The organism is Micromonospora sp. NPDC005206, from assembly GCF_040608175.1.
Lineage (GTDB): Bacteria > Actinomycetota > Actinomycetes > Mycobacteriales > Micromonosporaceae > Micromonospora.
Genome location: NZ_JBEXHU010000015.1, coordinates 213,508 through 236,081, shown reverse-complemented (window position 1 = coordinate 236,081; position 22,574 = coordinate 213,508). Strand labels below are relative to the sequence as shown.

The window sequence follows — 22,574 nt, the reverse complement described above, 5'->3', positions numbered from 1 at the left end:
CGGTCGTCATGTATAGATGATCACGGCTCGGACAGGCAGGGGCCGGCAGGGCATCAACAGCGTGTATCAGATCAAAGTCGCACGAGATGCCCTCTAAGTTGTGAAACTGACGGGTTGGTTGCGGGCGTTACTGGATAGGGGTCCCAGCGATCGTCCCGAGGAGTCCTCTGGCGCCGAGCCCGTCGCCCCGGAGTGCATGTCGCTGCTTGAGTTGGCCCGGTTGCTCGCTGGTCGGGGTATAGCGAGAGCGTTGCCAGTGCGTACGTCGAGGTGGTGACCTTCGCATCGGCTGACGAGATCGTGGCGATGCTGAAGGTGATGCTGGAGGAGGACTGGATGGGTCTTCCGGTCTGGGCGCGAAACCTCGCCTTCCGGCTGGCCTGCCTCCAGCGGCCGGCGGATGTCGAGCTGTTGCGGGTGGCGGCTAACGACCTACATGCCTTCGGTCCCGATTGGGATGACATAGCTGCGGAACTTCACCGTCGAGCCGGCCGATTGGAGGCTGGACAGGAGACCAGTCTTCCCTGACTCCTCTGCCAGCCGAACCAGACCGAGAGGCGCGCCAGCAGGCCGCACTTTGGCGTCAGGCGTTGATCGAGCCCGTCCGATCACACCTTGAGGACGTCCACGTCGTACAGCGCTATCGACGCGTCGCGGGAGGCCAGGGTCAAACTCTCGGTGATCGCCTGTGCCACCAGCATGCGGTCGAAGGGGTCGCGGTGATGCGGCGGCAGGCGGCCGGCGGCGATGGCGTGGGCGTGGTTCACGGGGATTTCACGGAAGCCCATGTCCCTTACCCGTTCGGCGAGGTCAGGCTGACCGGGGAGAGGAAGATGTCCGGCTCACGGCGTAGCCGGTCGAGAAACTCAGTGCCGAGAGTCGCGTCGCCGGTGATGGCCCAGAGCACGACGTGGGTGTCCAGCAGCAGGGTCATGCGCCGATGCCGAAGTCGGCGGCGATCTCGGCATTGGTCTGTGGAGAGTCCCAGCCACCGGAAAGGCCCAGTTGCCCGGCAAGGGAGCCGACCGCGGTGCGGTTGGCCCGACGCACCACCGGAACGACCTTCGCCACCGGGGTGCCGGCCCGGTCGATGATGATCTCCTCGCCGTGTTCCACCCGTTCGATGATGCGCGACAGGTGGGTCTTGGCATCATGCATGTTGTAGTGCACGGCCTCAGCCGACATGGCGCAACCCCCTCGGTTAGCTAAGAGCTTAGTTAGCCTGCGTGGCTCCATGCGCCAGCGGTTCGACTGCTCCGGTCGAGGTCCGGCGACGACGATCCGAACCATGGCGATGGAACTGGTGATGGCGGTTGCTCGTCCAATCACCTCAGGTCCGGGCCGCTCAACCGCCCGGCGGGCGTCGGGGCGGGGGAGAAGATGAGCGGGAGCAGGTACTTGATAGCTGTCGCGGCGGTCGGGCTGTTGCTCGGGGGCTGCAACGAGCCGGTCGGCTCGGAGACAGCGGCTCCAGGTGGTTCCCAGGCCGCCGCTACGGACCCTGCACCGGCCGTGTCGCCAGCGGCCGATCCTGTCGCGCTGATCGGTTCCTGGAAGCTGGCGGAGGTCGACGAAGGAGCGGGTGACATTCTGCAGCTCACACCCGACAAGCACGACGGCCTGCTGTTGTTCGACCGTTGCGGCGTGGTGATGGGGACGTGGCGGGCCAATGTCAACGGCCTCTTCGTCGCCGGCGCCTCCGGACGTTCGGTTTCCGGCAACGACGCCCGGAACTGCCGTCCCGGTCCTGAGCTCACCCCTGCCTGGCTGGGTCGGGCCAGCGCCTTCCGCGTCGAGGGCGACAGCCGCGTTCTGCTCGACGACCAGGGCGGGCACGTCGCCCGGCTGCTGCCCGGCGCTAAGCCCACCCCCGGGCCGAACCTGTTGCCGTCTCCGGCGGAGCTGCCCGTGGTGACCGACGAGGTCCGGCGTGCCTTCGCGCCGGCCGCCGCGCTGCCGGCGGCTCTGACGCCAGCGTCCCGTGAAACCCTGCTCGGTCGATGGGTGCCGGTTGATGCTCGGCCGGGCAGGTTCAGGTCCGGGGGGCCGTACGTGGAGCTGCGCGACGACGGCTCATGGCGCGGTTCCGACGGCTGCAACGGTGAGCGAGGGCGATGGGTCGCCGGACCGGCGGGCGACTTCCTCGCCACCAGCGGACCCACCACGGCGATTGGCTGTGAGAACGTTCCGGTGGGTTTCTGGCTCATGAAGGCGTGGCGGGCAGGGCTGGACGGCGACGTGCTCGTGCTCTTCGACGCCCAGGGCGGGGAGACGGGCCGGCTGCAGCGCGACGAATGAGGTCGCCGCTGTGCACTCGGGGTCCGACAGGGTCCAGCCCGGCCAGTGGCGCCTACTGCTGTTCCTGAGTGCCCAGGTCCGCGGCGAGTTCGGTCGCTTGGTCGGTGATGCGTTGCCGCTCGTCGGGGTCCAGGTCCTGTTCCCAGTCTCTGAACCGGTGGTAGCGGTCGAGGAGTTCTCCGCCATAGGCGTCATTCGCGGCGATCTGGCGTAGGTCGGCGTGGCCGGCGAGGACGTCGCGGGCCATCTCCTGGAGGTCGCCGCCGGCGGCTCCCTCGCGTAGCCGGGTGAGGCTGGCGTGGAGGAGCCTGGCCAGGCCCGGGTCGCCTTCGGTGAGGTCGAGGAACTGCTGCTCTGGTGGTGGTTCAGGTTGGGTCACGGACCACCGGGCTCGTGTAGGGCTGGTCGGGCAGGGGCACCTTGGACAGGTCGCCGCCCTGCTCGGCGAGGGTCTTGATGAAGCTGAAGAAGCCGAGGATCGCGGTGCCGGCGGCTTGGATCTTCAGCGCGGCGTCGTTGACCTTCTTGACCAGTTCGATGGCTTGCCAGGCGGCGACCCCGTAGCCGACGACGGCTCCGGCGCCGGGTTCGATGAGCGCCGTGCCTGCGGCGGCGCTGACGCCGATGATGATGGCTTTGTCGATCATCATCTTGACGAGGCCGTCGATCATGTCGGCCAAAAGCCAGATGGCGCGCGCCGCTTCGTGGTACTTCTCTTTGATCTCGATGAGGACGAGGTTCTGCAGAACGAGTGCCTTGGTGAGCTAACGGAAGTAGACGAAAGCCGCGTCACCGGCCTGGCCGTCCCACTGCTGATCCATGTGCGAGGCGGTCGGACTGACGTTCTGACCGAGGGCCTGCAGGCTCTGGCCGAGGTTGCCGTAGGCATCGCCCGCCTTGTAGAAGCTCTCCCAGTCTCCGACCAGGGCGTTGCTGATGGTGCCGATGACGTCGTAGCCGGCGCAGTCCTTGATGATCTGGTTGACCCAGTGCGAGATGGAGATCGCGTCCAGGACGCCGATCGGGTTGGCGAAGCCCTTGGTCATTGTGGGATCGGGTTCGCCGGGCTCGACGAGGAAGTCGGTCGGCTCTCTCACGGCAGGTTCCACCCGTCGGGTGACCACGGGGAAGCTCATAGCCGCTGCGGTCGACGGTCGGGTAGGTCGCGTCCAGCCGGGCCGCGCTGCCGGTGTCGGTGCGCCGGTAGTAGTCGGCGGTTTCCTGAAGTGCGTCGCGTGACTTGCCGAGCAGCTCCATCAGGTGGGTGAGCCGCTTGTTCATCTCGTCGACGAGCTTCTGGTGTGCGGGCCACGCTTCGTTGAGCAGGCCCTGACCGTGCCACGGCAGGTCGGTGTGCTTGAGCGTGTACGCCTTGGCGGTCTGGGCGTCGAGGGCGGCGTCGTTGAGGCGGGAGACGGCGCGCTCCAGGGCGCTGGGGTCGACCGAGAAGCTCACGACAGGCGATCCCCGATGATGCCCGTCACCACGAGCAGGACCGCGGCAACGAGCAACGCGAGAGCCATGATCCGACCGCGCCGTTTCGACTCCGCATTGGTGCTCGCTCGGTGGACGCCGAGGCCGGCCACGGCAGCCACCTCGAGGGGTGTCGCCACCGACATGAAGCGGAAGAACGACCAGACGCTGAAGGTACCGTCGTCCCCCACGATCGCCAGCTGGTAGACCAGGAAGCCGAGGCCGACCACGCAGAAGAAGAACAGCACCATCGACACCAGCGCGACGCTCTTGCGGAAGTCGTGCCACTGATCGAGCTTGTCCGGCACCGCCGTCACCGGATCCGTCCGCCCCGTCTCGCCCACGACCGCACCATGCCACAGCCCGACCACGCACCGCGACCCCGCCGTCACCCGCAGACATGAGAGGTCGGGGCCGAGCGCACCGGCACGCCTGGGTCTCGGAAGACGCCGCATGCGCTGCGGGCGTCCCGCGCGGCGGTGAACGATCGGGTACGGTCCGTTCCGAGCCGTTCACCAGTGGACAGTACGAGGGCCACGCGCACTGTCCACTGCGGCGGGTCGCTGCCGGGAAGCCGCCGGCCGGTCGGAGAGGAGCCCTTCATGACGGCCAGCGCAGACGAGTTCCGCCAGTCGATGGACGACGCTCTGCGTACCCTGCGCGAGTTGCGGGCCAGCCGCCCCGCGGAGGAGAGCGTCGAGACCCGCGGCGAGGCCAGTGCGGCAAACGGCCTGATCACCGTGGTGGCTGCTCCGGGCGGTCGGATCGAGTCGATCACCGTGTCGCCGCAGGTGCTGCGTGAGGGCGGCGACTACCTTGCCGAACAGTTGACGATCTCCGTCAACGCCGCCCTCGACGACCTGCGGGCCCGCACGGTCACCGACGCACCGGACGTGCCGGATCCGTCCGTGCTGCTCGAGCGCCTCGAAGGCGTCCAGCAGCAGTCGGTGCGCCAGATGCAGTCGTTCCTGAGCACGCTCACCGCCGCTCAGACCCGAATCGCGCGGTCAGGAGGCTGACCGATGTCCTTGGAGATCGATCCGGATCAGGTCCAGGCGGCCGGCACCCGGCTCGTCGACGTGGGTGAGCGCCTGGCGACGGCGATCGAGGGGCTCGACGCGCGGCTGAAGGGCTTGGGCGAGCCGTGGGGCGGAGACATGCTCGGCACCCTCGTCGCCGCTTCCTTTCCGGTCATCTCCGGCTATCTGCTGGAGTGCTGCGCCGCGATGGCCGACGAGTACCAGAGCAGCGGCGAGGATCTGATGGCCTTAGCGGACGACATGACAGCCGTCGAGGAGGAGCTGGTCGGCCGCTTCCGCGCGCTGGCCGGGGAGTTGGGCTGACCGTTGGGCATGACGATCCCGGGTGAACTCGCCTCGCTGCTCGCCATGATCGGGTACGACTGGCCGGAGGGCGACGAGGCGAAGCTCTTCGATCTCGGGCAGGTCTGGATGGACTTCGCCACCACCGTCGACGAGATGGGCCGGAAGGCCGATGAGCTGGCCGCAGAGGTGACCGGCGCCAATCGGGGGGAGGTCGTGGCCGCCTTCAACGCGTACTGGTCCGGCGGCGAGGGGCCGGGCGGCGTGCTGGCCGGAAACACCACCGCCACCACCGTGCTGGGCGCCGGCTACGTGGTGGTCGCCGCGGTCGTACTGGCGCTGAAAGTCCAGATCATCGTTCAGTTGATCATCCTCGCCGTCCAGATCGCCCAGGCGGTCGCCACGACGGTGGCCACCTTCGGTGCGTCCCTACTCGAGATCCCGATCTTCAAGATGATCACCAGCTTGATCGTCGACCAGCTCATCGACATGGCCCTGCAGGCGATCCTCGGTGGGTAAGCGCAACCGCAACCGACACCTGCGCGATGCGGCGGTGCCGCCCGAGGTGGAGTCGGCGTTGGTCAAGCCGGTCGCCCAACTTGCCAGGACCCCTCGGGTACGCCGCGAGTACCACGTCGGCGACGAGCAGCGACCCAAGCACCGGGACACTGACCGGAACCTGGCCATGGGCAGCGCGAGCCGCGCTCCGGCCAACGGCCAGACCGCGCTGGACCGCTCGGTGCAGATCAAGGAAACCAACGAGCGTCGCCGAATCGGCGTCGACCACGAGACCGGCGAGATCGTCATCCTGGACCGGCACCGCCGCATCGAGCCGAGCAATCCCGGCGAGGACGTCGTCGAGATCTACCACGGCCACGTCCGCGGCTGGGATGACCACAGCTCGGACGGCCTGAACGACGACATGCGCAACGCGCTCAAGCGGAGCGGGCTGGTAGACAAGAAGGGCCGGCCGACCGCGCCGCCGAAGGACGAGGAATGAGCACACAGCGCAGCTACTACGAGCCGGCACCGGCGACCCACGACGGCGCCACGGCCGCGCTCGCCGCGGGTGACATCGACGCTCTCACCGACTCGATGGTCGGGCTGGCCCTGCACGACGCGGACTGGCGCTGGTGCCAGGACTTCTACCTGCGGCTACTGGACCACCCGGAGGAGGACGTCCGGGCGACTGCGGCGATCTGCCTCGGTCATCTGGCCCGCATCCACCATCGGCTCGACACCGACCGGGTCATGCCAGCCCTGCGCGCCCGGCTGCGCGACCCGGCCATCGGCGGCACGGTGGAGGACGCCATCGCCGACATCGAGCAGTTCCTCGGCCTGCCGCCGGGATAGGCGACCCGTTCGTCAAGCCGCACACGTTCCGGTCAACGCGCGAGTTGAAGCCTTCTGACACAGGTGGCACCGAGCACCGTCTTGCCGCGCCTCGGGTCCGCCGTGGCTCTCGCTGGCCTGACCTGGCTTCTAGTCCACCTGGACGCTCAGAGCAGGAAGTCGTACAGGTCCCGGGGCACAGGGGTCGTCGCCTGCTTGGCCCAATCGGTGGGTAGCCCTCGCGCGTCAAGCGCCGCGATGTCGTTGAGCAGCATCCCGAAGGCAATGAACGTCTTGACGCGCAACGGGTCGAGGCCGCTGATGGCGGCGACGCGCGACCAGAGCCGGCCGAAGGCGTCGCGAACCGCGTCGCGTACGTCGGGATCCCCGCAGGCGGCGAATCCCTGCATCTGCAGCATGAGCCGCTGGCGGTCGACAAGCAGCTGCTTGTACTCCGCACCCATCAGCATGAGCGCATCGACACCGGTGGCGTCGCCCGCGGCGGCGACCATGCCGTCGGACATGGCGTCAAAGGCCGCGGTCACGACGTCGATGAACAGTGCGCGTTTCGTGCCGAAGAGCCGGAACACGTACGCCTCGCTGATTCCGATCTCGCTGGCGATCAGCTTGACCGATGTGCCGTGCAGGCCGGCGCCGGCGAACGCCGCGGCGGCCGCCTGCCGGATCTGCGTACGCCGCTCTTCAGCCGTGGCCCTTCCCGACATGGCACCCCCCACTTGTGAGTAGTAACTCACCATAGGTCGCCGGGTTCAGCTTGCTGTGAGTGGGTACTCACAATTACGTTGTGAGTGGTCACTCACAACGCGCCTGAGGAGGAACGATGGACGACAGCACGAGCGTCGTCGAGACCACGAAGGGTGCGGTACGGGGCCGGAGCACCGGCGGTGTCAGCGCCTTTCTGGGTATCCCCTACGCCGCGCCGCCGCTCGGACCGAACCGGCTCCGGGCGCCACAACCGGTACAGCCGTGGACCGGGGTCCGCGACGCGACCGCGTACGGCCCGACCGTGCCGAAAAGCGACTACCCCGCGCCCGTCGTCCCACTGCTTCCCGAAGTTACGATTCCGGGCGAGGACTGCCTCAACCTGAACGTCTGGACACCCGGCACATCGCCGTCCGACCGTCCCGTCTTCGTGTGGATCCACGGTGGGTCGTTCACCAGCGGCTCCGGGGCGAACGCCGAGTACGACGGGACCGCCTTCGCCCGCGACGGTGTGGTCTGCGTGACCATCAACTACCGGCTCGGCGCGGACGGCTTCCTCGAACTGCCCGACGCCGACACGAACCGCGGGCTACGCGACATGATCGCCGCCCTCGAGTGGGTACGCGACAACATCGCCGCGTTCGGCGGCGACCCCCGTCAGGTCACGCTCGCTGGCGAGTCGGCAGGCGCGATGGCCGTCGCGCCGCTGATGGCGGTGCCCGCCGCCCGCGGCCTGTTCGCCCGCGCTGTGCTGCAGAGCGGCGCAGCCTCGAACGTGCTGACCGTCGATCAAGCCGCCCTGGTGGCAGAACGGCTCACGGCGGGACTCCGCATCCCGGCGACAAGAGAGGCCGTCGCCGGTGTACCGATCGACCAGCTCATCGGCGCCGTCACGCAGCTGGGACTGCACGTACGGGCCCCCGGCACGGCTGCCGGATGGGGTGACATCGCGCGGCTGCTGCCCTTCGCCCCCGTGGTCGATGGCGACCTGCTCCCACACCCGCCGATGGAGGTCGCAACCACCCAGGTGCCGGCATTGATCGGCACCAACCGGGACGAGGGTCGGCTCTTCTTCGTCCCAGGTCGAGCCATCGACGTCATCGACGAAGCCATGCTCGCGGGATTCGCCGCGAACAACGGGATCACCGATCTCGCACCGTTCGTCGGCACGACGCCCGGCGAGACGTTGGTCAACGCCTACACCCACGCCCGTTTCGTACGGCCAGCGACCCAGCTGGTCAGGGCCAGGGGTGCGGTGCCGACATGGAGCTACCGATTCGACGGGCTCGACCTCGAGGACAACGACGGCCTCGGCTCCTGTCACACAGCGGAGGTGCCATTCGTCTTCGCCACCACCGGTCTACCGCAGATGCGACCGCGGATCGGCGCGCATCCGTCGGCTGCCGTGGCCGACACGATGCACTCCACCTGGGTCCGCTTCGCAACCACCGGCGACCCAGGCTGGGCACCCGGCACGACGGCGCACCTGGCGAGCCACCCTACGGGGAGTGTGGTCTAACGATATTCGGATCGGCGCCCTCGGACATAGGTTGATTTGCCGGGAGCTGTCCCGAACGTCCGCGCCAGGGCGGGCTCCGCCACGTGGTACGAATGCCTCAATAGGGGCATGAGCCACAGGACGGGCGAGCCGATGACGACGAGCAGGGCGGGCAAGCTGCTGCGGAAGCCCGAGGATCCGCAACGGGCGACGTTCCTGGAGCTGTTCTTCGACCTGGCGTTCGTCTACGTGCTCACCCAGCTCTCGCAGGTGCTCAGCCGGGACCTCACGTGGCGCGGCGCCTTCCACACGCTGGTGCTGCTGCTGGCGGTGTGGTGGGTCTGGTGCAGCACGGCGACGGTCCCGGACAGGTTCGACCCGCAGCGGCCGACGATCCAACTGCTGGTCATCGCGACCCTGGTCGGCAGCCTGGTGATGGCTGTCGCGCTGCCGGCGGTGTTCGGCGCGCAGGGCCTGGTCTTCGCGGGCGCGTACGTCGCCGTCCAGGTCGGTCGCAGCCTCGGCCTACTCATCGCCCTGCGGGGTCACGAGTTGCAGCGCGGTGCCCTACGGGTGCTCATCTGGTTCTGCGCATCCGCCGTGCCGTGGATCGCGGGGGCGCTGGTGCACGGCACGGCCCGCGAGGCACTGTGGACGCTGGCGGTGGCCATGGACTACCTGGCGGGGAAGCTCCGCTACCTCACCCCAGGTCTGGGCCGCTCACCGCCCGCGGAGTTGCCGAGCGCGGCCGAGCACCTGGCCGAACGCCACCGACAGTTCTTCATCATCGCGCTCGGTGAGTTGATCCTGGTCTCCGCTTCGACCCTCGGCGGCAGCGGCTTCGCGCCCGACCGGACCGCGGCGTTCGTGGTATCGATCGCCACCACGGTGCTGCTCTGGCGTATCTACATCTACCGGGCGGGCGAGCTGTCGGCCGCGGCCATCGCGGGCTCCGCCGATCCGGCCCGCCTCGGCCTGTCGGCGTTCTACGCCCACCTGGTCATGGTGGCCGGCGTCGTCGTCACCGCGGTCGGTGCCGAACTCGTCATCGCCCATCCAACCCGGCACGCCCAAACGGCCTGGATCGCGGTCATCCTCGGCGGACCCGCGCTGTTCCTGGCCGGGCGTGCCCGCTTCGAGTACGCGGTCTTCAGCCGGGTGTCCCGGGATCGACCGATCGGGCTGCTCGCGTTGGCCGCGCTGGCACCGGTGATGCTCCTCGTACCACCGCTCGTGGCCGCCCTAGCCGCCACCGCGGTCCTGGCCGGGGTCGCCGTCTCGGACGCCGCCGGCGCGCGAGGGCGTCCACCTGAGCCGCCGTCGCCACCCGGATAACCCGAAGCGCCCGGTTGGCCACCGTCGTGTGGATGCCACCACACCCGGCCGGAAAGATTCCGCGAGGATCCCCGCATCGCCGCAATGTGACAACGACGACAGGAGCTTCATGGACCAGTTGAGCCGCCGCGCCCGCGACCTCGGGATCGTCGTGGGGGCGCTGCCCACGGGGCGGGACAACGCGATCACCGACGTCGACGGAGTCCTGGTCGGGCACACCACCATCGACGACGGCGCCGACCTGCACACCGGCGTCACCGCCGTCGTACCGAGTCAGCTCGGCCCCGGACGATGGACCCTGCCGGCCGCCGTGTTCTCCGGCAACGGCCACGGGAAGCTGGTCGGCTCGACACAGGTGGACGAACTCGGCGTGCTGGAATCACCGATCGTCCTGACCGCCACGCTGTCCGTCTTCCGGGCCGCGGACGCGCTGCTGAGCCACCTGATGGACCGTCGCCCCGAGGGTCTGTCATTCAACCCCCTGGTTGGCGAGACCAACGACGGCCACCTCTCCGACATCCGCCGCCGCCCGATCAACGAGGGACACGTGCTCGCCGCCGTCGCGGGGGCGTCCGGCGGGCCACCGGTGGAGGGCTGCGTCGGGGCCGGCACCGGCACCACGGCGCTGGGCTTCAAGGGCGGCATCGGCACGTCGTCGAGGACGGTGCGGGTCGCCAACCGACCGGGGACGATCGGTGCGCTCGTCCAGTCCAACTTCGGCGGAGTGCTCACCGCCCTCGGCGTGCCGCTGCCGGTCGGTGAGCTGATCCCGGACGCCGACCGGGCCGAACCACCCGGCAACTCCTGCATGATCGTCGTCGCCACCGACGTACCCCTGGACGCCCGGCAGCTCGGACGACTAGCCCGGCGGGCGGTCTTCGCGATGGGCCGGGTCGGGGCGTCCTACAGCAACGGCAGCGGCGACTACGCGATCGCGTTCAGCACGGCGGAGCCGGACCAGCAGCCCATCCCCGACGGGGAGATCAACCCGGTCTTCGCGGCCGTCCTGGATTCTGTCGAGGAGGCGCTGCTCAACTCGCTCTTCACCGCCTTCACCACCACCGGTGTGGCCGGTCATACCAGTCGTGCCATTCCACACGGGGCGGTGGTCCGGCGATTGGCGGCGGCCGGCCGGCTGGCGACGCCAGCCTGATTCACGCGGTGGAGTTGACGCCGGCCGGACAGCGAGTGGGGTACCGATCGTCAACGGGCTCGGGTGCGAGCGGCGGTGACGATGCCCGCACGGTCCAGGACGGCCACCACGATCAGCACCCCGGTGGCGGTCGCGCTGGCCGCGACCAGCGGCAGTCGCAGGACGATCGCCGCGCCGGACAGGACGAACAGGCCGATCACCCGCGGCCAGGAGAGTCGCCGGTGGATCGCCAGGGAGAACAGGATCCGCCCGACGAGGAAGAGGGTGGGCCCGCTCAGGATGACCACGACGGCGGTCGTGTCACCGATCTCGGTGGGGTGGGCGATGCTCAGTTCGGCCCCGACGGCGGTGACCACTATGCCGGCGATCATCACCAGGTGCAGGTAGCTGGTGGCGACCCCTAGCCGGGACGGGTCGGCGTTCTCGATGGCCGGGCCCAGACGCTGGCCGGCCGGCGTCACGTAGAGCAGACCGATCAGCACAGCGGTGGTGAAGACCAGCAGGAACGCGGCTGTCTCCGGGAGGTTGAGGCGGGTGCGGGCGTACGTGAGGCCGGCGACCAGGACGAGTTCGCCTAGCGCGATGATCATGATCTGCTGGTACCGCTCGGCGAAGTGCTCACCGGCGAGGTGCAGCTCCTCCTGTCGGGCCCGACCCAGCCGGGGCGTGGGCCAGCCGAGTCGTGGGCCGATGAGGTCGATCGCGAGAGCGAGCACCCAGAGCGGCACCCGCCACTCCGGCAGGAACGCGCCGGCCAGCCACGGTACGGCGGAGACGCCGTACCAGCAGAGGATCCGCAGCGCCCGGCTCTGCCGCGGGTGACCGCGCAACATGAGGCCGGTGACCGTGCCCCGGGCAAGGTGAACCGCGACGTACGCGCCGGCGAAGAGCAGGCCTCGCCCGTCCAGCGCCTGCGGGATCGCCACCCCGGCCAGCAGGCTGCCCAGCGTGGCGCCGATCAGCAGCCCACGCAGCGCCTGAGTCTCCGGGTCGTACCAGTCGGCCAGCCAGGTGGTGGTCACCCAGATCCACCAGACCCCGGTCAGGAGCAGCGCGGTGCGCAGCGCGCCCACCAGGGTGAGGTCGGCGAGGAGGTGCTGGGCCAGTTGGCTGAGGGCGAGGACGAACGCCAGGTCGAAGAAGAGTTCCAGGAAGGAGGCGCTGAGCGGGACGTCCCTTCCTCGCAGCAGCCGTTCGGGCCTGCTCACCATCAGCGCTCCTCCCGGCGGCATGCCCTGCGTCCGTCGTACCACCCGGGACCGGCCGCCGCGGCGAAAGCCGGCAACGGGCGCGGTCGGGTGGGGAGGAAAGGTCGCCGGTTCGCCACCTGTCGCCCGATCCGGGCGGCTGGTCTGCTGGTGGTGCAGCTCAGGTCCACCAGAGAAAGCAGGGTTTTCCATGTCGACTCTCCGCCGTACCCTCGCCGTCACCGCGACGCTCGCCGCGGCCGCCGCCACCTCGGTGTTCACCGCGTCGCCGGCGATGGCCAGCACGCCAGCCAGCTGCTCCAGCGTCCGCCAGATCGGCACGACGTGGGTGCTGACAGTCGGCGGGATGGAGGCCGCCTCGGTCAAGCAGTACTACGGCTGCGGCTACAACTACGCCTACATCTACGTCTGGGAGCAGTACCGCAACACCCACTCCAACTGGGACCTGTACGTGCACGTGATCGACCACAGCGACAGCGGCTCCGACTACGGCGTGGGCGAGCTGAACAACACGACCCGCGCGGAGCTGTGAGGCGCGCCCGCGAACACGGCCGCCCACTGCACGCACGTCACCGGTTACCTGAACTCGACGGGCGGCTCGACCAGCAAGGTCTGCTGACGCCCCCAGACCATGCACGTCGAGCCGGCGTCCCCGCCGCCCGGACGCGCCGGGAGCAGGAGGTGCTGACCGTGCTCTGCCGCCCGTTCGTCGAGGGTGGGGTGCCATTCCCCGAGCCACCTCCGGTGCGGGCGATCGCGGCCACCCTGCACGTCACCGAGAGCGCCGTGAAGAAACACCTGTCGCGGCTGTACGACAAGTTCGACCTCACCACAAACGACGACCGCCGCCGCTCGCGGCTGGCCGGCGAGGCCGTCCGTCGGGGTGCGGCCGGTCCAGCACCGGCCGCACCCTGACCTTGCGGCAGGGGCTGGTCGCCCCGCCGTGTCGTTGATCCGGTTGTAGCCTGCCCCACCAGGGACGACGGTGGGAGCACCGACCGTCGAGGGGGACGCCGATGACCAGTCAGCGGGAGACCGTGCAGGTCGACCACGACCTGTTCCGCGCCGTGTACGACTCACCCGCGTCGCTGCCCGGCCGACACCGGTGGACCACCCCGGAATCGGACGTCCGGCGGCTGGAGAAGCTGCTCGGCATGCCGGCGCGCACCATCGGCGCCCCGCTCTGGGTCAGCGGCGACGAGCCGGACTGCCCGAAGTGCGGCCGGCGGATCACCTGGTACGACATCGTCTCGTCGGCGCTCTCCGGCCTGCACGACAAGAACATGATCGCCACCGTCATCCTCGGCGAACGCAAGTACGTCAACACCGAGATCCCGGACGCCATCCCCGGAGTGCGCTGCGCCGACTGCCACACGACCATCGACGGCCTGCGCAGCTTCAAGTGCCACAACTGGGCGTACGCCTTCGAGGCGCTGGAGGCCGTCCGCGAACGGATGGCCGGCGGCCTCGGGCCGACCTGAGGCCACCAAGCAGAGCGGCTGTGCGGTCGCTGGACGAAGGTCGGTAAGCCGTCCCGACCTTCGACTCCTGCGCGGCCGCCTGCTGCGTTCCTACCCTTTCTCCCAGATGAACGGGGTATGAACATCTGGTGAGGTGATGCATGGTCGACACCGGCAACATGGACGTTCCGGAGATCAGCGCCGAGTGGTACCGCGACGTGATCGGCGTCGCCGCCGACAGCCCGCCCCCGGTGCAGTGGTTCGTCGGGCACGCCACCGAGGGGATGATCCTGCTGCTCGGCGCGCTGCTGCTGGTTGCCGCGCTGAGCCGCCTGTCCGGCGGCCCGCACGACCGGGCACTCGCCCTGGTCGCGCCGGTGCCGACCCTCCTGGCGTACGCCGGCAGCGAATGGCTCAAGACCGTGGTGGACGAGGAGCGACCGTGCCGGACGGTGGGCCGGGCCATCATCGCCGGCAGCTGCCCACCACCGGGCGACTGGTCGTTTCCCAGCAATCACGCAACCCTGGCCGGCGCGCTGGCGATCACCACGCTGTTGCTCTCCCGCCGACTCGGACTGGTCGCGCTGCCGCTGGCCGCGCTGGCGGCGATCTCGCGGGTCTTCGTGGGCGTGCACTATCCGCACGACGTGATCGCTGGGCTGCTCCTCGGCGCCCTGGTCGCCGCGCTGGCCACCCCGGTGCTGGCCCGCCCGACCACCGAAGCGCTACGCCGCCGCGCCGACGCCCGTCGCCCGGTCCCCGACCTGGCGGGCCGGCCCCGCCCCTGATCCCGCCCGCCCCGCGTCGCCCGGGCGCTACGCCCCGCGCACGCCCTCCCGAGCGTGACGACGTCCCACCCGACGGCATCTGGCCGCCGAAGATCGTGCTCGATCCTGGTTGTAGTGGTCTCAGGCGCGGCAGAGGCAACTACATCGTGAATCGAGCACGATCTTGAGCGGCGGGCGGCGGGCGGCGGGCGTCCCACGGGCGGCAGTCAGGTGGCTAGCAGGAGGGTGCCGAGGGTGCCGAGCAGGAGGAACGGGCCGAACGGAAGGTGGGTGGACCAGCGGGCCCGGCGGGCGGCCAACAGGCCCAGGCTGACCAGCGCGGACAGCCCGAACGCGAGAAGCAGCCCGAGCAGCAGGAACGGCCAGCCGTACCAGCCGAGCAGCGCGCCCACGCTGAGCGCCAGCTTGGCGTCGCCCAGCCCGAAGCCGCGGCGGCCGAGCAGCAGCGTGCTGCCGGCGAAGAGCACCGCCAGCCCCGCGCCCGCGGCGACGGCTCGCAGCCAGGGCCCCGGCTCGGGGTCGCCGAGCGCGGCCGCGCCGAGCAGCAGCCACGTCCCGGCCGCCGCCGGCAGGGTGAGCCGGTCCGGCAGGCGGTGCACGGCCAGGTCGACGAAGACCGCCGGGACCGTCCAGCCGAGCCACCAGGCCAGCGCCGGCAACGCCCCACCTGGCGGACCGGCCAGCGCCAGCAGCAGCACCACGGCGAGCCCGGCGATCGCGGCCAGCTCGACGGTTCCCGGCGGCGGGCCGACCCGGGCGCGGCAGCGACCGCACCGGCCGGCCGGGCCGAGCGCGGGCCAGGGCCGGGTCAGCCCGACCGGCGCCCCGCACGCGTCGCAGCCGGTCCGGCTGGCGGTGCCCGACGGTACGGCGTGACGCAGGACGGCCAACCGCAGGAGCGGGCTGACCGCCACGGTCGCCAGCACGGCGGGGAGCCAGGCGCTCGTGGCACCGGACGGCGGGGGTGCGGGGTGCCGATCGGGTGGATTCTCCTGACCCGGTACGGCCGCCGGAGGGCCGGTCAGCGGCATGTCGACGCCCGCACGGCCCGTGCGTCGAGCGCGAAGGCGAACACGGATCGTGACTGAACGATCGCTTGGGTGTAGCGGATGGCGCAGAAAGGGACGTGGGCAGCCGGTCGTCCGACGGCCTCCCGGGCCGGGCCCGGGCCAGCCATCCCGCCGGCCGGTGCGGCTCCTCGATCGGACGCCGGCTCCGCCCGGATGCCGGGATGACGCCGCGATGTCCCACTCTCGGGACCGGCGGAGCGGTCCCTGCCGACCCGTTCGGCCCGGAGTGGGCAGGCCGTGGCCCGCCCGTCGGTCGGCCGATGCTCGGAGCGCGGCACAGACACCCCTCACCACCACCTGTCATCACGCAGAGTGTTCACTTGAATTGCCTCTGTTGCATCGGCGAGCGTCAGCCTATGCTCGCCCCTTGGGTGTGACGCAAGCCTCACTGCAACAACCGACCGACACAGGACCATCCATTTGTAAAAGATCCGTAACGGTGAATGCAGAAGCGCAATGAACGGCTCCGGATGTGCTGATCCGGGCGCGCTTCCGCATGCCCGGCGGCGGTGATCCGTCGCCGCACCGGGCGACCACGAGGAGGCTCGACGGTGCGCGGACGACAGCTCAGGCGAGCAGCAATCTGCCTGCTAGCGGTCGTGGCGGCGGTGTCAGTCACCGCCTGCGGCAGCGGACGGGAGGCCGTCGAACGGCCGGCGCCGGCCCGGAGCGACGGACAACAAGCGGACCGGGAGGTCGAAAGGCGGGCTGCGGAAAAGGCGGCGCTCGACGCGTACTCCGGTTATCTCGCCGCCTCGCGTACGGCGAGTCGACGCAGTGATCCGCGCGCGCCGGAACTGTCCCGGTATCTCGCCGATCCACTGCTCACTCGGGTGCGAGTGTCCATTCGCGAGGCAAAGGAGCACGGCGCGATGCGTACCGGGGCGGTGAAGTCCGACCCGACCGTGACCTCGATCAGCCTGGACTCGGCCCCGGCCACGGTGGAGATCCAGGACTGCCTGGACGCGAGCGGTTACCGGCTGGTCTACGCCAAGGACAAGCGGGTGGTCCCGGGCAGTGGCGGCGGCAGGCACCTGGCCACCGCCACCGCGACCCGCTATCCCGACGGCCGCTGGCTGATCAACTCCAGTGCCGCGCACCGGGACCAGCCGTGCTGACCTGGGGAGGAAGGGGCGCCCCGGCCCGTACCGCCCGGGCCGGGACGCCCCGCCGGGCACTCACCGGGATCGGCCTCGCGCTGCTGCTGGTGGTCGGTGCAACCGTGCCGGCCGGCGCCGCCCGGCGCGCCGACCCCGGGGCGGAGTGCCCGCTCGACCAGCCGGACTGCAGCGTCTGGGACGACGAGCCCGGCACGCCGGGCGGTCCCGGCGGCGGCGGCGACAACGGCGGCGGGGACTCCGGCGGCGGGGACTCCGGCGGCGGGGACTCCGGCGGCGGAGGTGGTGGCGGCGTCTGCCAGTGGGGCGGGCGGACCATCCCCTGCTACGACGACCTGCTCGGCCGGTTCAACAACGGCGACGGGTGCTACTACAAGCTGACCGAGGGGGACGTCGAGCCGCCCGAGGGCCAGCAGTGGTATCTGCAGACCTGCAACGGCGGCGACCTGGGTGCCCAGGACATGGTGCTGCTGGATGGGCCACCGCCCGGCTACGGCGCACCGCCCGACCCGGAGGAGCTGGCCCGCCGCGCCCTGGCGTCGATCAAACTGTTGCCGGCGCGGCTCAGGGTGGCACCCCGCAAGAGCGTCGGCCCCGGACTGGTCGGCCTGCCGGTCTGGATGTGGGCGACACCGAGCGCCAATTACTTCGGCCCGCTGCACGCCTCCGCGTCCGACCGTGGGCTGACCGTCTCCATCGAGGCGAAGGTCGACCGGATCGTCTGGGACATGGGCAACGGCGACAAGGTCACCTGCCCGGGCGCCGGCACCCCGTACGACGCGAAGGGCAAACACGCCGGCCAGCCGTCCCCGGACTGCGGCTACGACAGCGGCTACCCGAAGGCCGGCACCTACCGGGTCGGCGCCACCACGTACTGGACGGTGCGGTGGTGGACCAACGGCGGCGTCCAGGGCGAACCGATTCCGCAGACCGGACCAGCGGCACCGTGCCGATCCAGATCAACGAACTCCAGGTGGTGACGCGATGAGCGGGCGGAACGAGTGGCTTTCGACGGAGCTGGTCCGGTGAGCCTCGCGACACGCAACGGAACCCCGGTGGACGCGCCGGTCAGCCCGCCCAAGGTGGTCCGGCAGCGCCGGATCCGCCCGGGGCTGCTGGGTCTGGCTGTACTCCTGATCGCGCTGGGCGGGCTGGGCGCGGCGTTCGCGGTCACCTCGGTCCGGGCTACCGGCAGCTACCTCGCGGTGGCCCGGCCGGTGGAGGTGGGGCGGGAGATCAGCGCCGCCGACCTGATCGCCGTGCAGGTCGCCGGCGGTCAGGGACTGCGTCCCGTGCCCGCCGGGCGGCTGGACGAGGTGGTCGGCAAGCGCGCCGCCGTGGCGCTGGTCCCGGGCACCCTGCTCACGCTGGGGCAGGTCACCGACGACGCGCTGCTAGGCCCCGGCCAGCAGCAGATCGCGCTCGGCCTCAAGACCGCGCAGGTGCCAGCGCGTGAACTGCACCCCGGCGACAAGGTCCTGCTGGTCAGCACCCCGGACGACAACGCCACCGGAGCGGCTGCCGCGGGCACCCGCTTCTCCGCCACCGTGATCGACATGGTGAGCCCGGCCAACGACGACAAGGTGCTGTACCTGACGCTCACCATCCGGGACGTGCCCGCGGTGGTGGCGCTGGCCGCGCAGGAGCGGATCGCCGTCGTGCTGACCGAGGCGGCCTGAACATGGCGATCATCGCGCTGGTGTCCGCGAAGGGTTCGCCCGGCGTGACCACCTCGGCGCTGGCCTGCGCGCTGGCCTGGCACCGACGACTGGTGCTCGCGGAGTGCGACCCGGCCGGCGGGTCGATCCTCGCCGGCTACCTGGGTGGTCAGCTGGACGGGCCGCGCGGCATCGGCGAGCTGGCCGTCGGGGAGCTGCGCGACGGCAGCCTGGAGACCGCCTTCTGGTCCCAGCTGGTCGACCTCGACGCGCCCCGGCGGGAACGGCTGCTGCTGCCCGGGCTGGTCGACCCGACGCAGGCCGGCAGCGTCACCCCGCTCTGGCAGCGCTTCGCCGACTACTTCAACGCCCTGGACCGCGGCACCCCCGGCTACGACGTGCTGGTCGACTGCGGCCGGCTGCACGTCAACGGCCCGCCGTGGCCGGTGCTGCGGGCCGCCTCGGTGGTGCTGCTGGTGACCCGGGCCGAGCTGCCGGATCTCTCCGGCACCCGGGCGGTGGTCACCGCGATCGAACGGGACTTCGCCGAGCACCGGGTGCCGCCGGGCACCCTGCGGCTGCTGCTGGTCGGTGGTGGGCAAGGTCGGGCCGAGATCAGCCGCGCGCTGAAACTGCCGGTGATCGCCCGGCTGCCGCACGATTCGCGTACCGCCGGGGTGCTCAGCCTGGGCGGGACGGTACGCGCCGGACGGCCGCTGCTGCGCGCGGCGGCCGCGCTGGAGGTGCCGGTCGGCGCGCTGCTGGAACGGCGGCGCGCCCGGCTGGCCTGGCCGGTGCAGCAGGGAGTGCCGGATGCGGTTGGAACCGGTCTCCGCCGACCCGCGCCAACAGCCGCCCGGCGTCACCTCCACGACGCCGCCGCTGGCCGCGCCGAACGGCCGGCACCATTCGGTGCCACTGCCGGCGCCGCCTCCGGCACCCGCGGCCAGCCCGCCGCCGGAGCCGCCACCCCGCCCCCGGATGGACTTCCAGGTGGTCCGGGAGCTGCGCCGGGAACTGACCGAGCGGCTCACCCTGTGGCAGCGCGGCCGTGAGTTCACCGTCGACGAGGAGGACACCGAGCGGGCCCGGCTGGCCGTCACGGTGGTCGCCGAGTACGCGGACGCGGTCCGCCGGGCCGGCACGCCGATGGCCGCCGGTGAGGAACGCCTGCTGCTCGACCAGGTGACCGCCGAGCTGGTCGGGTTGGGTCGGCTGCAGACCCTGCTGGTCGACGACACCATCGAGGAGGTGCACATCCTCGGCTGCGACCAGGTACGCATCACCCGGCACGGCGGCGGGGTCGACTGGGCGGAGCCGATCGCCGACAGCGACGCGGAACTGGTGGAGATCCTCCAGGCGGCGGCACGCCGTGCGGGCGCGACCGAGCGGTCACTGTCCACCGTGAAGCCCACCCTCGACCTGCAACTGCCCGACGGCAGCCGGCTGGCCGCGGTGTTCCTGGTCAGCCACCGCCCGTACGCGGTGATTCGCAAACACAACACCCTGGACGTGAGCCTGGACGACGTGGCCGGCGCCCGGGGTGACCTGGACGAGATGATCGACCCACTGCTGCGCGACTTCCTCCGCGCGGCGATGCGCGCCGGGCTGAACATCATGGTCGCCGGGCTGGCCGGCGCCGGGAAGACCACGATCATCCGGGCGCTGATGAACGAGATCCCGCCCGACGAGCCGTACGTGCTGCTGGAGGAGAGCCGGGAGCTGCTGCCGGCCCGCCGCCGGGAGCGGCACCGGGCGGTGATGAGTTTCGAGGCCCGCGAGGGGCACGGCGAACGTGGCTTCGACGGCCGGCCGGCCGGCGAGGTGACGATCGCCGACCTGATCCCGCTCTCGCTCCGGATGGGCGTACTGCGGATCATCGTGGGTGAGGTGCGGTCCCGGGAGATCGTGCCGATGCTCCAGGCGATGACCACCAGCCGGGGCTCGATGTGCACCATCCACGCCCGCACGTCCGCCGGCGTCGGTGAACGGATCGTCGAGCTGGCGCTGGCACACGGCCGCGAGATGACCGTCGACCAGGCCCGCCGGATGGCCGGCAACGCCCTGGACCTGATCGTCTACGTCACCGTCGAGGACGAGACCGCGATTGGCGGCCGTAAGCACCGGTTCGTCTCGCACGTGGAGGAGGTGATCGGGGCTGGCGAAGCCGGGCGCATCACCACCACCACGGTCTTCGGGCCCGGCCCCGACGGCCGCGCGGTCCCCCGGCACCTGCCGGAACGGGTCCGTGAGCAACTGCTGCGGGTGGGCTACGACGCCCGGCTGCTGACCCGGTGGATCGAGGCTGGCACCGGTGCCTGGCGCCGCCCCCGGCAGACCCGACTGGCCCGGCGGTGATCCGGTGCGGGACAACCTGGAACTGATCGCGGTGGTCTCCGGCGCCGCCTGTGTCGCCGGTCTGCTGCTGGCCGTGGTCGCGCTGATCGGCACCCGGCGGCCCGCCGGCCCAGGCCCGGGCGCCGGACCGGGTCTGAGCCGGCTCTGGCGCGGCTCCGGCGCCACCCCCGGCGAGCGACGGGCCTACCAGGCTCTGCTGATCACCGCGTTGGTCGCCGGCGCGCTGGCCTTTCTGCTGACCGGGCTGCCGGTGGTGGGTCTGCTGGTGGCGGTGGCGGTGCCCGGCACCCCGTGGCTGTTCGCGGTGGGCAAGGCCGAGCAACGGGCAATCGCCCGGATCGAGGCGGTCGGCGAGTGGACCCGCCGACTCAAGGACGTCTCCGGCACCGGGCAGGGCCTCCAGCAGTCGATCATCGGCACGATCGGCAGCGTGCCACCCGGCATCGAGGACGAGGTCCGGCTGCTCGCCGCCCGGTTGCAGGCCGGCTGGATGGCCCGCTCCGCGCTGCTGGCGTTCGCCGACGACATCGGTGACCCGGTCTGCGACCAGGTGGTGGCGGCGCTGATCCTGCACCTCACCGACCGGGGCGAGCGGCTCGGTGACGTACTCGGCTCGATCGCCGGCGCGGCGGCGGCGGAGGTCGCCACCCGCCGGGAGATCGAGGCCAAGCGCACCCAGCCCCGGTTCGCGGTCCGCTTCCTCACCGGCATGACCCTCGCCACCCTGGCGTACGGGCTGATCAACACCGAGTACATCGAGCCGTACGGCACACCGGTGGGTCAACTCGTGATGGCCGCCCTCGGTGCCGCCTTCATCGGCCTGCTGGCCTGGGTGCGGTCGATGAGCCAGCCGCAGCGGCCGGCCCGGTTCCTGCCGTCGCCGGACCCGCAGGAGGTGATCGCGTGATCGTGAACTGGCACCTGGCCATCGCGGTGTGCGGTGGAGCTGCCGTGGGGCTGGGTCTGTTCCTGGTGGTCCGCGAGCTGGTGCCGGCGACCCCGGCGCTCGGACCGGCACTGCGCCGGTTGCACCAGCCGGCCGGCACCGGCCGGGTCGCCGCTCCCGCGTCCCGGCAACTGGACTGGTTGACCGGGCTGGCCCGCTGGCTGCGGCCGCCGCACCGGCAGCTCGCCCTGATCGGCCAGACCTCCGAGCAGTACGCGCTGTCGGCGCTGATCGGGCTGGCCGTGCCGACCCTGCTCGGGGTGGCGCTGTTCGTGCTGGGTATCTCGCTACCGCTGGTCGTACCGGTGCTCGGCAGCCTCGGCATGGCGCTGATCGCCGGGCTGCTGGCGCACCGGTCGGTGCTCGCCAAGGCGGACGCCGCCCGGGACGAGTTCCGCCAGGCCGTCTGCACGTACCTGGATCTGGTGGCGTTGCAGCTCTCCGCCGCGCACGGGCCCGTGCAGTCGCTGGAGCGGGCCGCGGCCGTGTGCGACGGCTGGGTCTTCGACCGGATCCAGGAGTCGCTGCGGATCGCCCAGATGCAGATGCACGCGCCCTGGGACGAGCTGCGCGACCTCGTCGACAAGATCGGCATTCCGGAACTGGGCGACGTCGGCGCGATCATGCGCTCCTCCGGGAGTGAGGGAGCGCAGGTGCACGAGACCCTGCGCAGCCGGGCCGACTCGCTACGCGACCAGATCCGCACCGACAACCTCGCCCGCGCCGAGGGGGTGACCAGCAAGCTCGACATTCCGGGCGCACTGCTCGTCTTCGTGCTGCTCGGCTTCGTCGTCTACCCGTTCATCGCCCGCGTCTGACCCCACCCCGAGAAGG

At 70.9% G+C, this 22,574-nt stretch carries 27 protein-coding genes and 3 pseudogenes; 21 read left to right on the top strand and 9 right to left on the bottom strand.

Annotated elements, in window-relative coordinates; genetic code table 11:
- Positions 1-273: 273 nt before the first annotated feature.
- Positions 274-528 carry a hypothetical protein gene (locus ABZU69_RS24005; protein WP_354966566.1) on the top strand — a complete coding sequence of 85 codons (255 nt, stop codon included), beginning with the start codon at positions 274-276 and terminating at the stop codon, positions 526-528.
- Positions 529-608: 80 nt separating this feature from the next.
- On the opposite strand, the pseudogene ABZU69_RS24000 reads toward ABZU69_RS24005, so the two are convergent.
- Positions 609-934, bottom strand: a pseudogene (locus ABZU69_RS24000) (type II toxin-antitoxin system VapC family toxin).
- On the bottom strand, positions 931-1,185 hold the full coding sequence (locus tag ABZU69_RS23995) for a type II toxin-antitoxin system prevent-host-death family antitoxin (protein ID WP_354966565.1): 255 nt from the start codon (positions 1,183-1,185) through the stop codon (positions 931-933). The pseudogene ABZU69_RS24000 and the gene ABZU69_RS23995 overlap by 4 nt, the downstream one beginning before the upstream one ends.
- A 327-nt stretch (positions 1,186-1,512) precedes the next feature.
- On the opposite strand from ABZU69_RS23995, the gene ABZU69_RS23990 reads away from it, so the two are divergent.
- Complete coding sequence (locus ABZU69_RS23990) at positions 1,513-2,298, top strand: hypothetical protein (protein ID WP_354966564.1); 786 nt, start codon at positions 1,513-1,515, stop codon at positions 2,296-2,298.
- Between the two features lie 52 nt (positions 2,299-2,350).
- On the opposite strand, the gene ABZU69_RS23985 is transcribed toward ABZU69_RS23990, so the two are convergent.
- The 4 genes from ABZU69_RS23985 to ABZU69_RS23970 form a co-directional block, all read right to left on the bottom strand.
- Positions 2,351-2,677: a hypothetical protein gene (locus tag ABZU69_RS23985; RefSeq protein ID WP_354966563.1), complete on the bottom strand. Its 327-nt coding sequence runs from the start codon at positions 2,675-2,677 to the stop codon at positions 2,351-2,353.
- Positions 2,664-2,978 (bottom strand): hypothetical protein, encoded by a 315-nt coding sequence (locus tag ABZU69_RS23980; RefSeq protein WP_354966562.1) that lies wholly within the window; start codon positions 2,976-2,978, stop codon positions 2,664-2,666. Before ABZU69_RS23980 ends, ABZU69_RS23985 begins: the two co-directional genes overlap by 14 nt.
- 84 nt (positions 2,979-3,062) lie before the next feature.
- Positions 3,063-3,395, bottom strand: a complete 333-nt coding sequence (locus ABZU69_RS23975; protein ID WP_354966561.1) for a hypothetical protein — start codon at positions 3,393-3,395, stop codon at positions 3,063-3,065.
- A 354-nt stretch (positions 3,396-3,749) separates the two neighbouring features.
- Positions 3,750-4,142 carry a hypothetical protein gene (locus tag ABZU69_RS23970; RefSeq protein ID WP_354966560.1) on the bottom strand — a complete coding sequence of 131 codons (393 nt, stop codon included), beginning with the start codon at positions 4,140-4,142 and terminating at the stop codon, positions 3,750-3,752.
- Positions 4,143-4,373: 231 nt separating this feature from the next.
- Between ABZU69_RS23970 and ABZU69_RS23965 the strand changes: the two genes are divergently transcribed.
- The 5 genes from ABZU69_RS23965 to ABZU69_RS23945 are packed head-to-tail and all read left to right on the top strand — an operon-like array spanning position 4,374 to position 6,446.
- A complete protein-coding gene (locus ABZU69_RS23965) occupies positions 4,374-4,790 on the top strand; it encodes a YbaB/EbfC family nucleoid-associated protein (protein ID WP_354966559.1) in 417 nt (138 codons plus the stop codon).
- A 3-nt stretch (positions 4,791-4,793) separates the two neighbouring features.
- Positions 4,794-5,114 (top strand): hypothetical protein, encoded by a 321-nt coding sequence (locus ABZU69_RS23960; RefSeq protein ID WP_354966558.1) that lies wholly within the window; start codon positions 4,794-4,796, stop codon positions 5,112-5,114.
- A gap of 9 nt (positions 5,115-5,123) precedes the next feature.
- Positions 5,124-5,612 carry a hypothetical protein gene (locus ABZU69_RS23955; RefSeq protein ID WP_354966557.1) on the top strand — a complete coding sequence of 163 codons (489 nt, stop codon included), beginning with the start codon at positions 5,124-5,126 and terminating at the stop codon, positions 5,610-5,612.
- Positions 5,605-6,093 carry a hypothetical protein gene (locus tag ABZU69_RS23950; protein WP_354966556.1) on the top strand — a complete coding sequence of 163 codons (489 nt, stop codon included), beginning with the start codon at positions 5,605-5,607 and terminating at the stop codon, positions 6,091-6,093. The genes ABZU69_RS23955 and ABZU69_RS23950 overlap by 8 nt, the downstream gene beginning before the upstream one ends.
- Positions 6,090-6,446, top strand: coding sequence for a hypothetical protein (locus ABZU69_RS23945; RefSeq protein WP_354966555.1), 357 nt, complete (start codon positions 6,090-6,092; stop codon positions 6,444-6,446). The genes ABZU69_RS23950 and ABZU69_RS23945 overlap by 4 nt, the downstream gene beginning before the upstream one ends.
- 146 nt (positions 6,447-6,592) lie before the next feature.
- On the opposite strand, the gene ABZU69_RS23940 is transcribed toward ABZU69_RS23945, so the two are convergent.
- Complete coding sequence (locus tag ABZU69_RS23940) at positions 6,593-7,150, bottom strand: TetR/AcrR family transcriptional regulator (protein ID WP_354966554.1); 558 nt, start codon at positions 7,148-7,150, stop codon at positions 6,593-6,595.
- 116 nt (positions 7,151-7,266) lie between these two features.
- On the opposite strand from ABZU69_RS23940, the gene ABZU69_RS23935 reads away from it, so the two are divergent.
- From ABZU69_RS23935 to ABZU69_RS23925, 3 genes are all read left to right on the top strand, one after another.
- Complete coding sequence (locus ABZU69_RS23935) at positions 7,267-8,667, top strand: carboxylesterase family protein (RefSeq protein ID WP_354966553.1); 1,401 nt, start codon at positions 7,267-7,269, stop codon at positions 8,665-8,667.
- Positions 8,668-8,775: 108 nt separating this feature from the next.
- Positions 8,776-9,981: a low temperature requirement protein A gene (locus ABZU69_RS23930; RefSeq protein ID WP_354966552.1), complete on the top strand. Its 1,206-nt coding sequence runs from the start codon at positions 8,776-8,778 to the stop codon at positions 9,979-9,981.
- A gap of 109 nt (positions 9,982-10,090) precedes the next feature.
- Complete coding sequence (locus tag ABZU69_RS23925; protein WP_354966551.1) at positions 10,091-11,134, top strand: P1 family peptidase; 1,044 nt, start codon at positions 10,091-10,093, stop codon at positions 11,132-11,134.
- 50 nt (positions 11,135-11,184) lie between these two features.
- On the opposite strand, the gene ABZU69_RS23920 is transcribed toward ABZU69_RS23925, so the two are convergent.
- A complete protein-coding gene (locus ABZU69_RS23920) occupies positions 11,185-12,345 on the bottom strand; it encodes a low temperature requirement protein A (protein WP_354966550.1) in 1,161 nt (386 codons plus the stop codon).
- 187 nt (positions 12,346-12,532) lie between these two features.
- Here ABZU69_RS23920 and ABZU69_RS23915 point away from each other — a divergent pair, with 187 nt between their 5' ends.
- The 4 genes from ABZU69_RS23915 (at position 12,533) to ABZU69_RS23900 (ending at position 14,590) form a co-directional block, all read left to right on the top strand.
- Positions 12,533-12,874: a hypothetical protein gene (locus ABZU69_RS23915; RefSeq protein ID WP_354966549.1), complete on the top strand. Its 342-nt coding sequence runs from the start codon at positions 12,533-12,535 to the stop codon at positions 12,872-12,874.
- A gap of 149 nt (positions 12,875-13,023) precedes the next feature.
- Positions 13,024-13,257, top strand: a complete 234-nt coding sequence (locus ABZU69_RS23910) for a hypothetical protein (protein WP_354966548.1) — start codon at positions 13,024-13,026, stop codon at positions 13,255-13,257.
- A gap of 101 nt (positions 13,258-13,358) precedes the next feature.
- Positions 13,359-13,823 (top strand): hypothetical protein, encoded by a 465-nt coding sequence (locus ABZU69_RS23905; RefSeq protein WP_354966547.1) that lies wholly within the window; start codon positions 13,359-13,361, stop codon positions 13,821-13,823.
- Between the two features lie 140 nt (positions 13,824-13,963).
- Positions 13,964-14,590, top strand: coding sequence for a phosphatase PAP2 family protein (locus ABZU69_RS23900; RefSeq protein ID WP_354966546.1), 627 nt, complete (start codon positions 13,964-13,966; stop codon positions 14,588-14,590).
- Between the two features lie 206 nt (positions 14,591-14,796).
- On the opposite strand, the gene ABZU69_RS23895 is transcribed toward ABZU69_RS23900, so the two are convergent.
- A complete protein-coding gene (locus ABZU69_RS23895; protein WP_354966545.1) occupies positions 14,797-15,516 on the bottom strand; it encodes an A24 family peptidase in 720 nt (239 codons plus the stop codon).
- A 743-nt stretch (positions 15,517-16,259) separates the two neighbouring features.
- Between ABZU69_RS23895 and ABZU69_RS23890 the strand changes: the two genes are divergently transcribed.
- From ABZU69_RS23890 to ABZU69_RS23860, 7 genes and pseudogenes are all read left to right on the top strand, one after another.
- Positions 16,260-16,778 carry a hypothetical protein gene (locus tag ABZU69_RS23890; RefSeq protein WP_354966544.1) on the top strand — a complete coding sequence of 173 codons (519 nt, stop codon included), beginning with the start codon at positions 16,260-16,262 and terminating at the stop codon, positions 16,776-16,778.
- Positions 16,772-17,766, top strand: a pseudogene (locus ABZU69_RS23885) (hypothetical protein). The gene ABZU69_RS23890 and the pseudogene ABZU69_RS23885 overlap by 7 nt, the downstream one beginning before the upstream one ends.
- 37 nt (positions 17,767-17,803) lie before the next feature.
- Positions 17,804-18,457, top strand: a complete 654-nt coding sequence (locus ABZU69_RS23880; protein ID WP_354966543.1) for an SAF domain-containing protein — start codon at positions 17,804-17,806, stop codon at positions 18,455-18,457.
- A 2-nt stretch (positions 18,458-18,459) separates the two neighbouring features.
- Positions 18,460-19,257, top strand: a pseudogene (locus tag ABZU69_RS23875) (ParA family protein); the annotation flags it as partial.
- Complete coding sequence (locus ABZU69_RS23870) at positions 19,250-20,794, top strand: CpaF/VirB11 family protein (protein WP_354966542.1); 1,545 nt, start codon at positions 19,250-19,252, stop codon at positions 20,792-20,794. The pseudogene ABZU69_RS23875 and the gene ABZU69_RS23870, both read left to right, overlap by 8 nt.
- Before the next feature lie 4 nt (positions 20,795-20,798).
- Positions 20,799-21,701 carry a type II secretion system F family protein gene (locus ABZU69_RS23865; protein ID WP_354966541.1) on the top strand — a complete coding sequence of 301 codons (903 nt, stop codon included), beginning with the start codon at positions 20,799-20,801 and terminating at the stop codon, positions 21,699-21,701.
- Positions 21,701-22,558 carry a type II secretion system F family protein gene (locus ABZU69_RS23860; protein WP_354966581.1) on the top strand — a complete coding sequence of 286 codons (858 nt, stop codon included), beginning with the start codon at positions 21,701-21,703 and terminating at the stop codon, positions 22,556-22,558. The genes ABZU69_RS23865 and ABZU69_RS23860 overlap by 1 nt, the downstream gene beginning before the upstream one ends.
- Positions 22,559-22,574 lie beyond the last annotated feature (16 nt).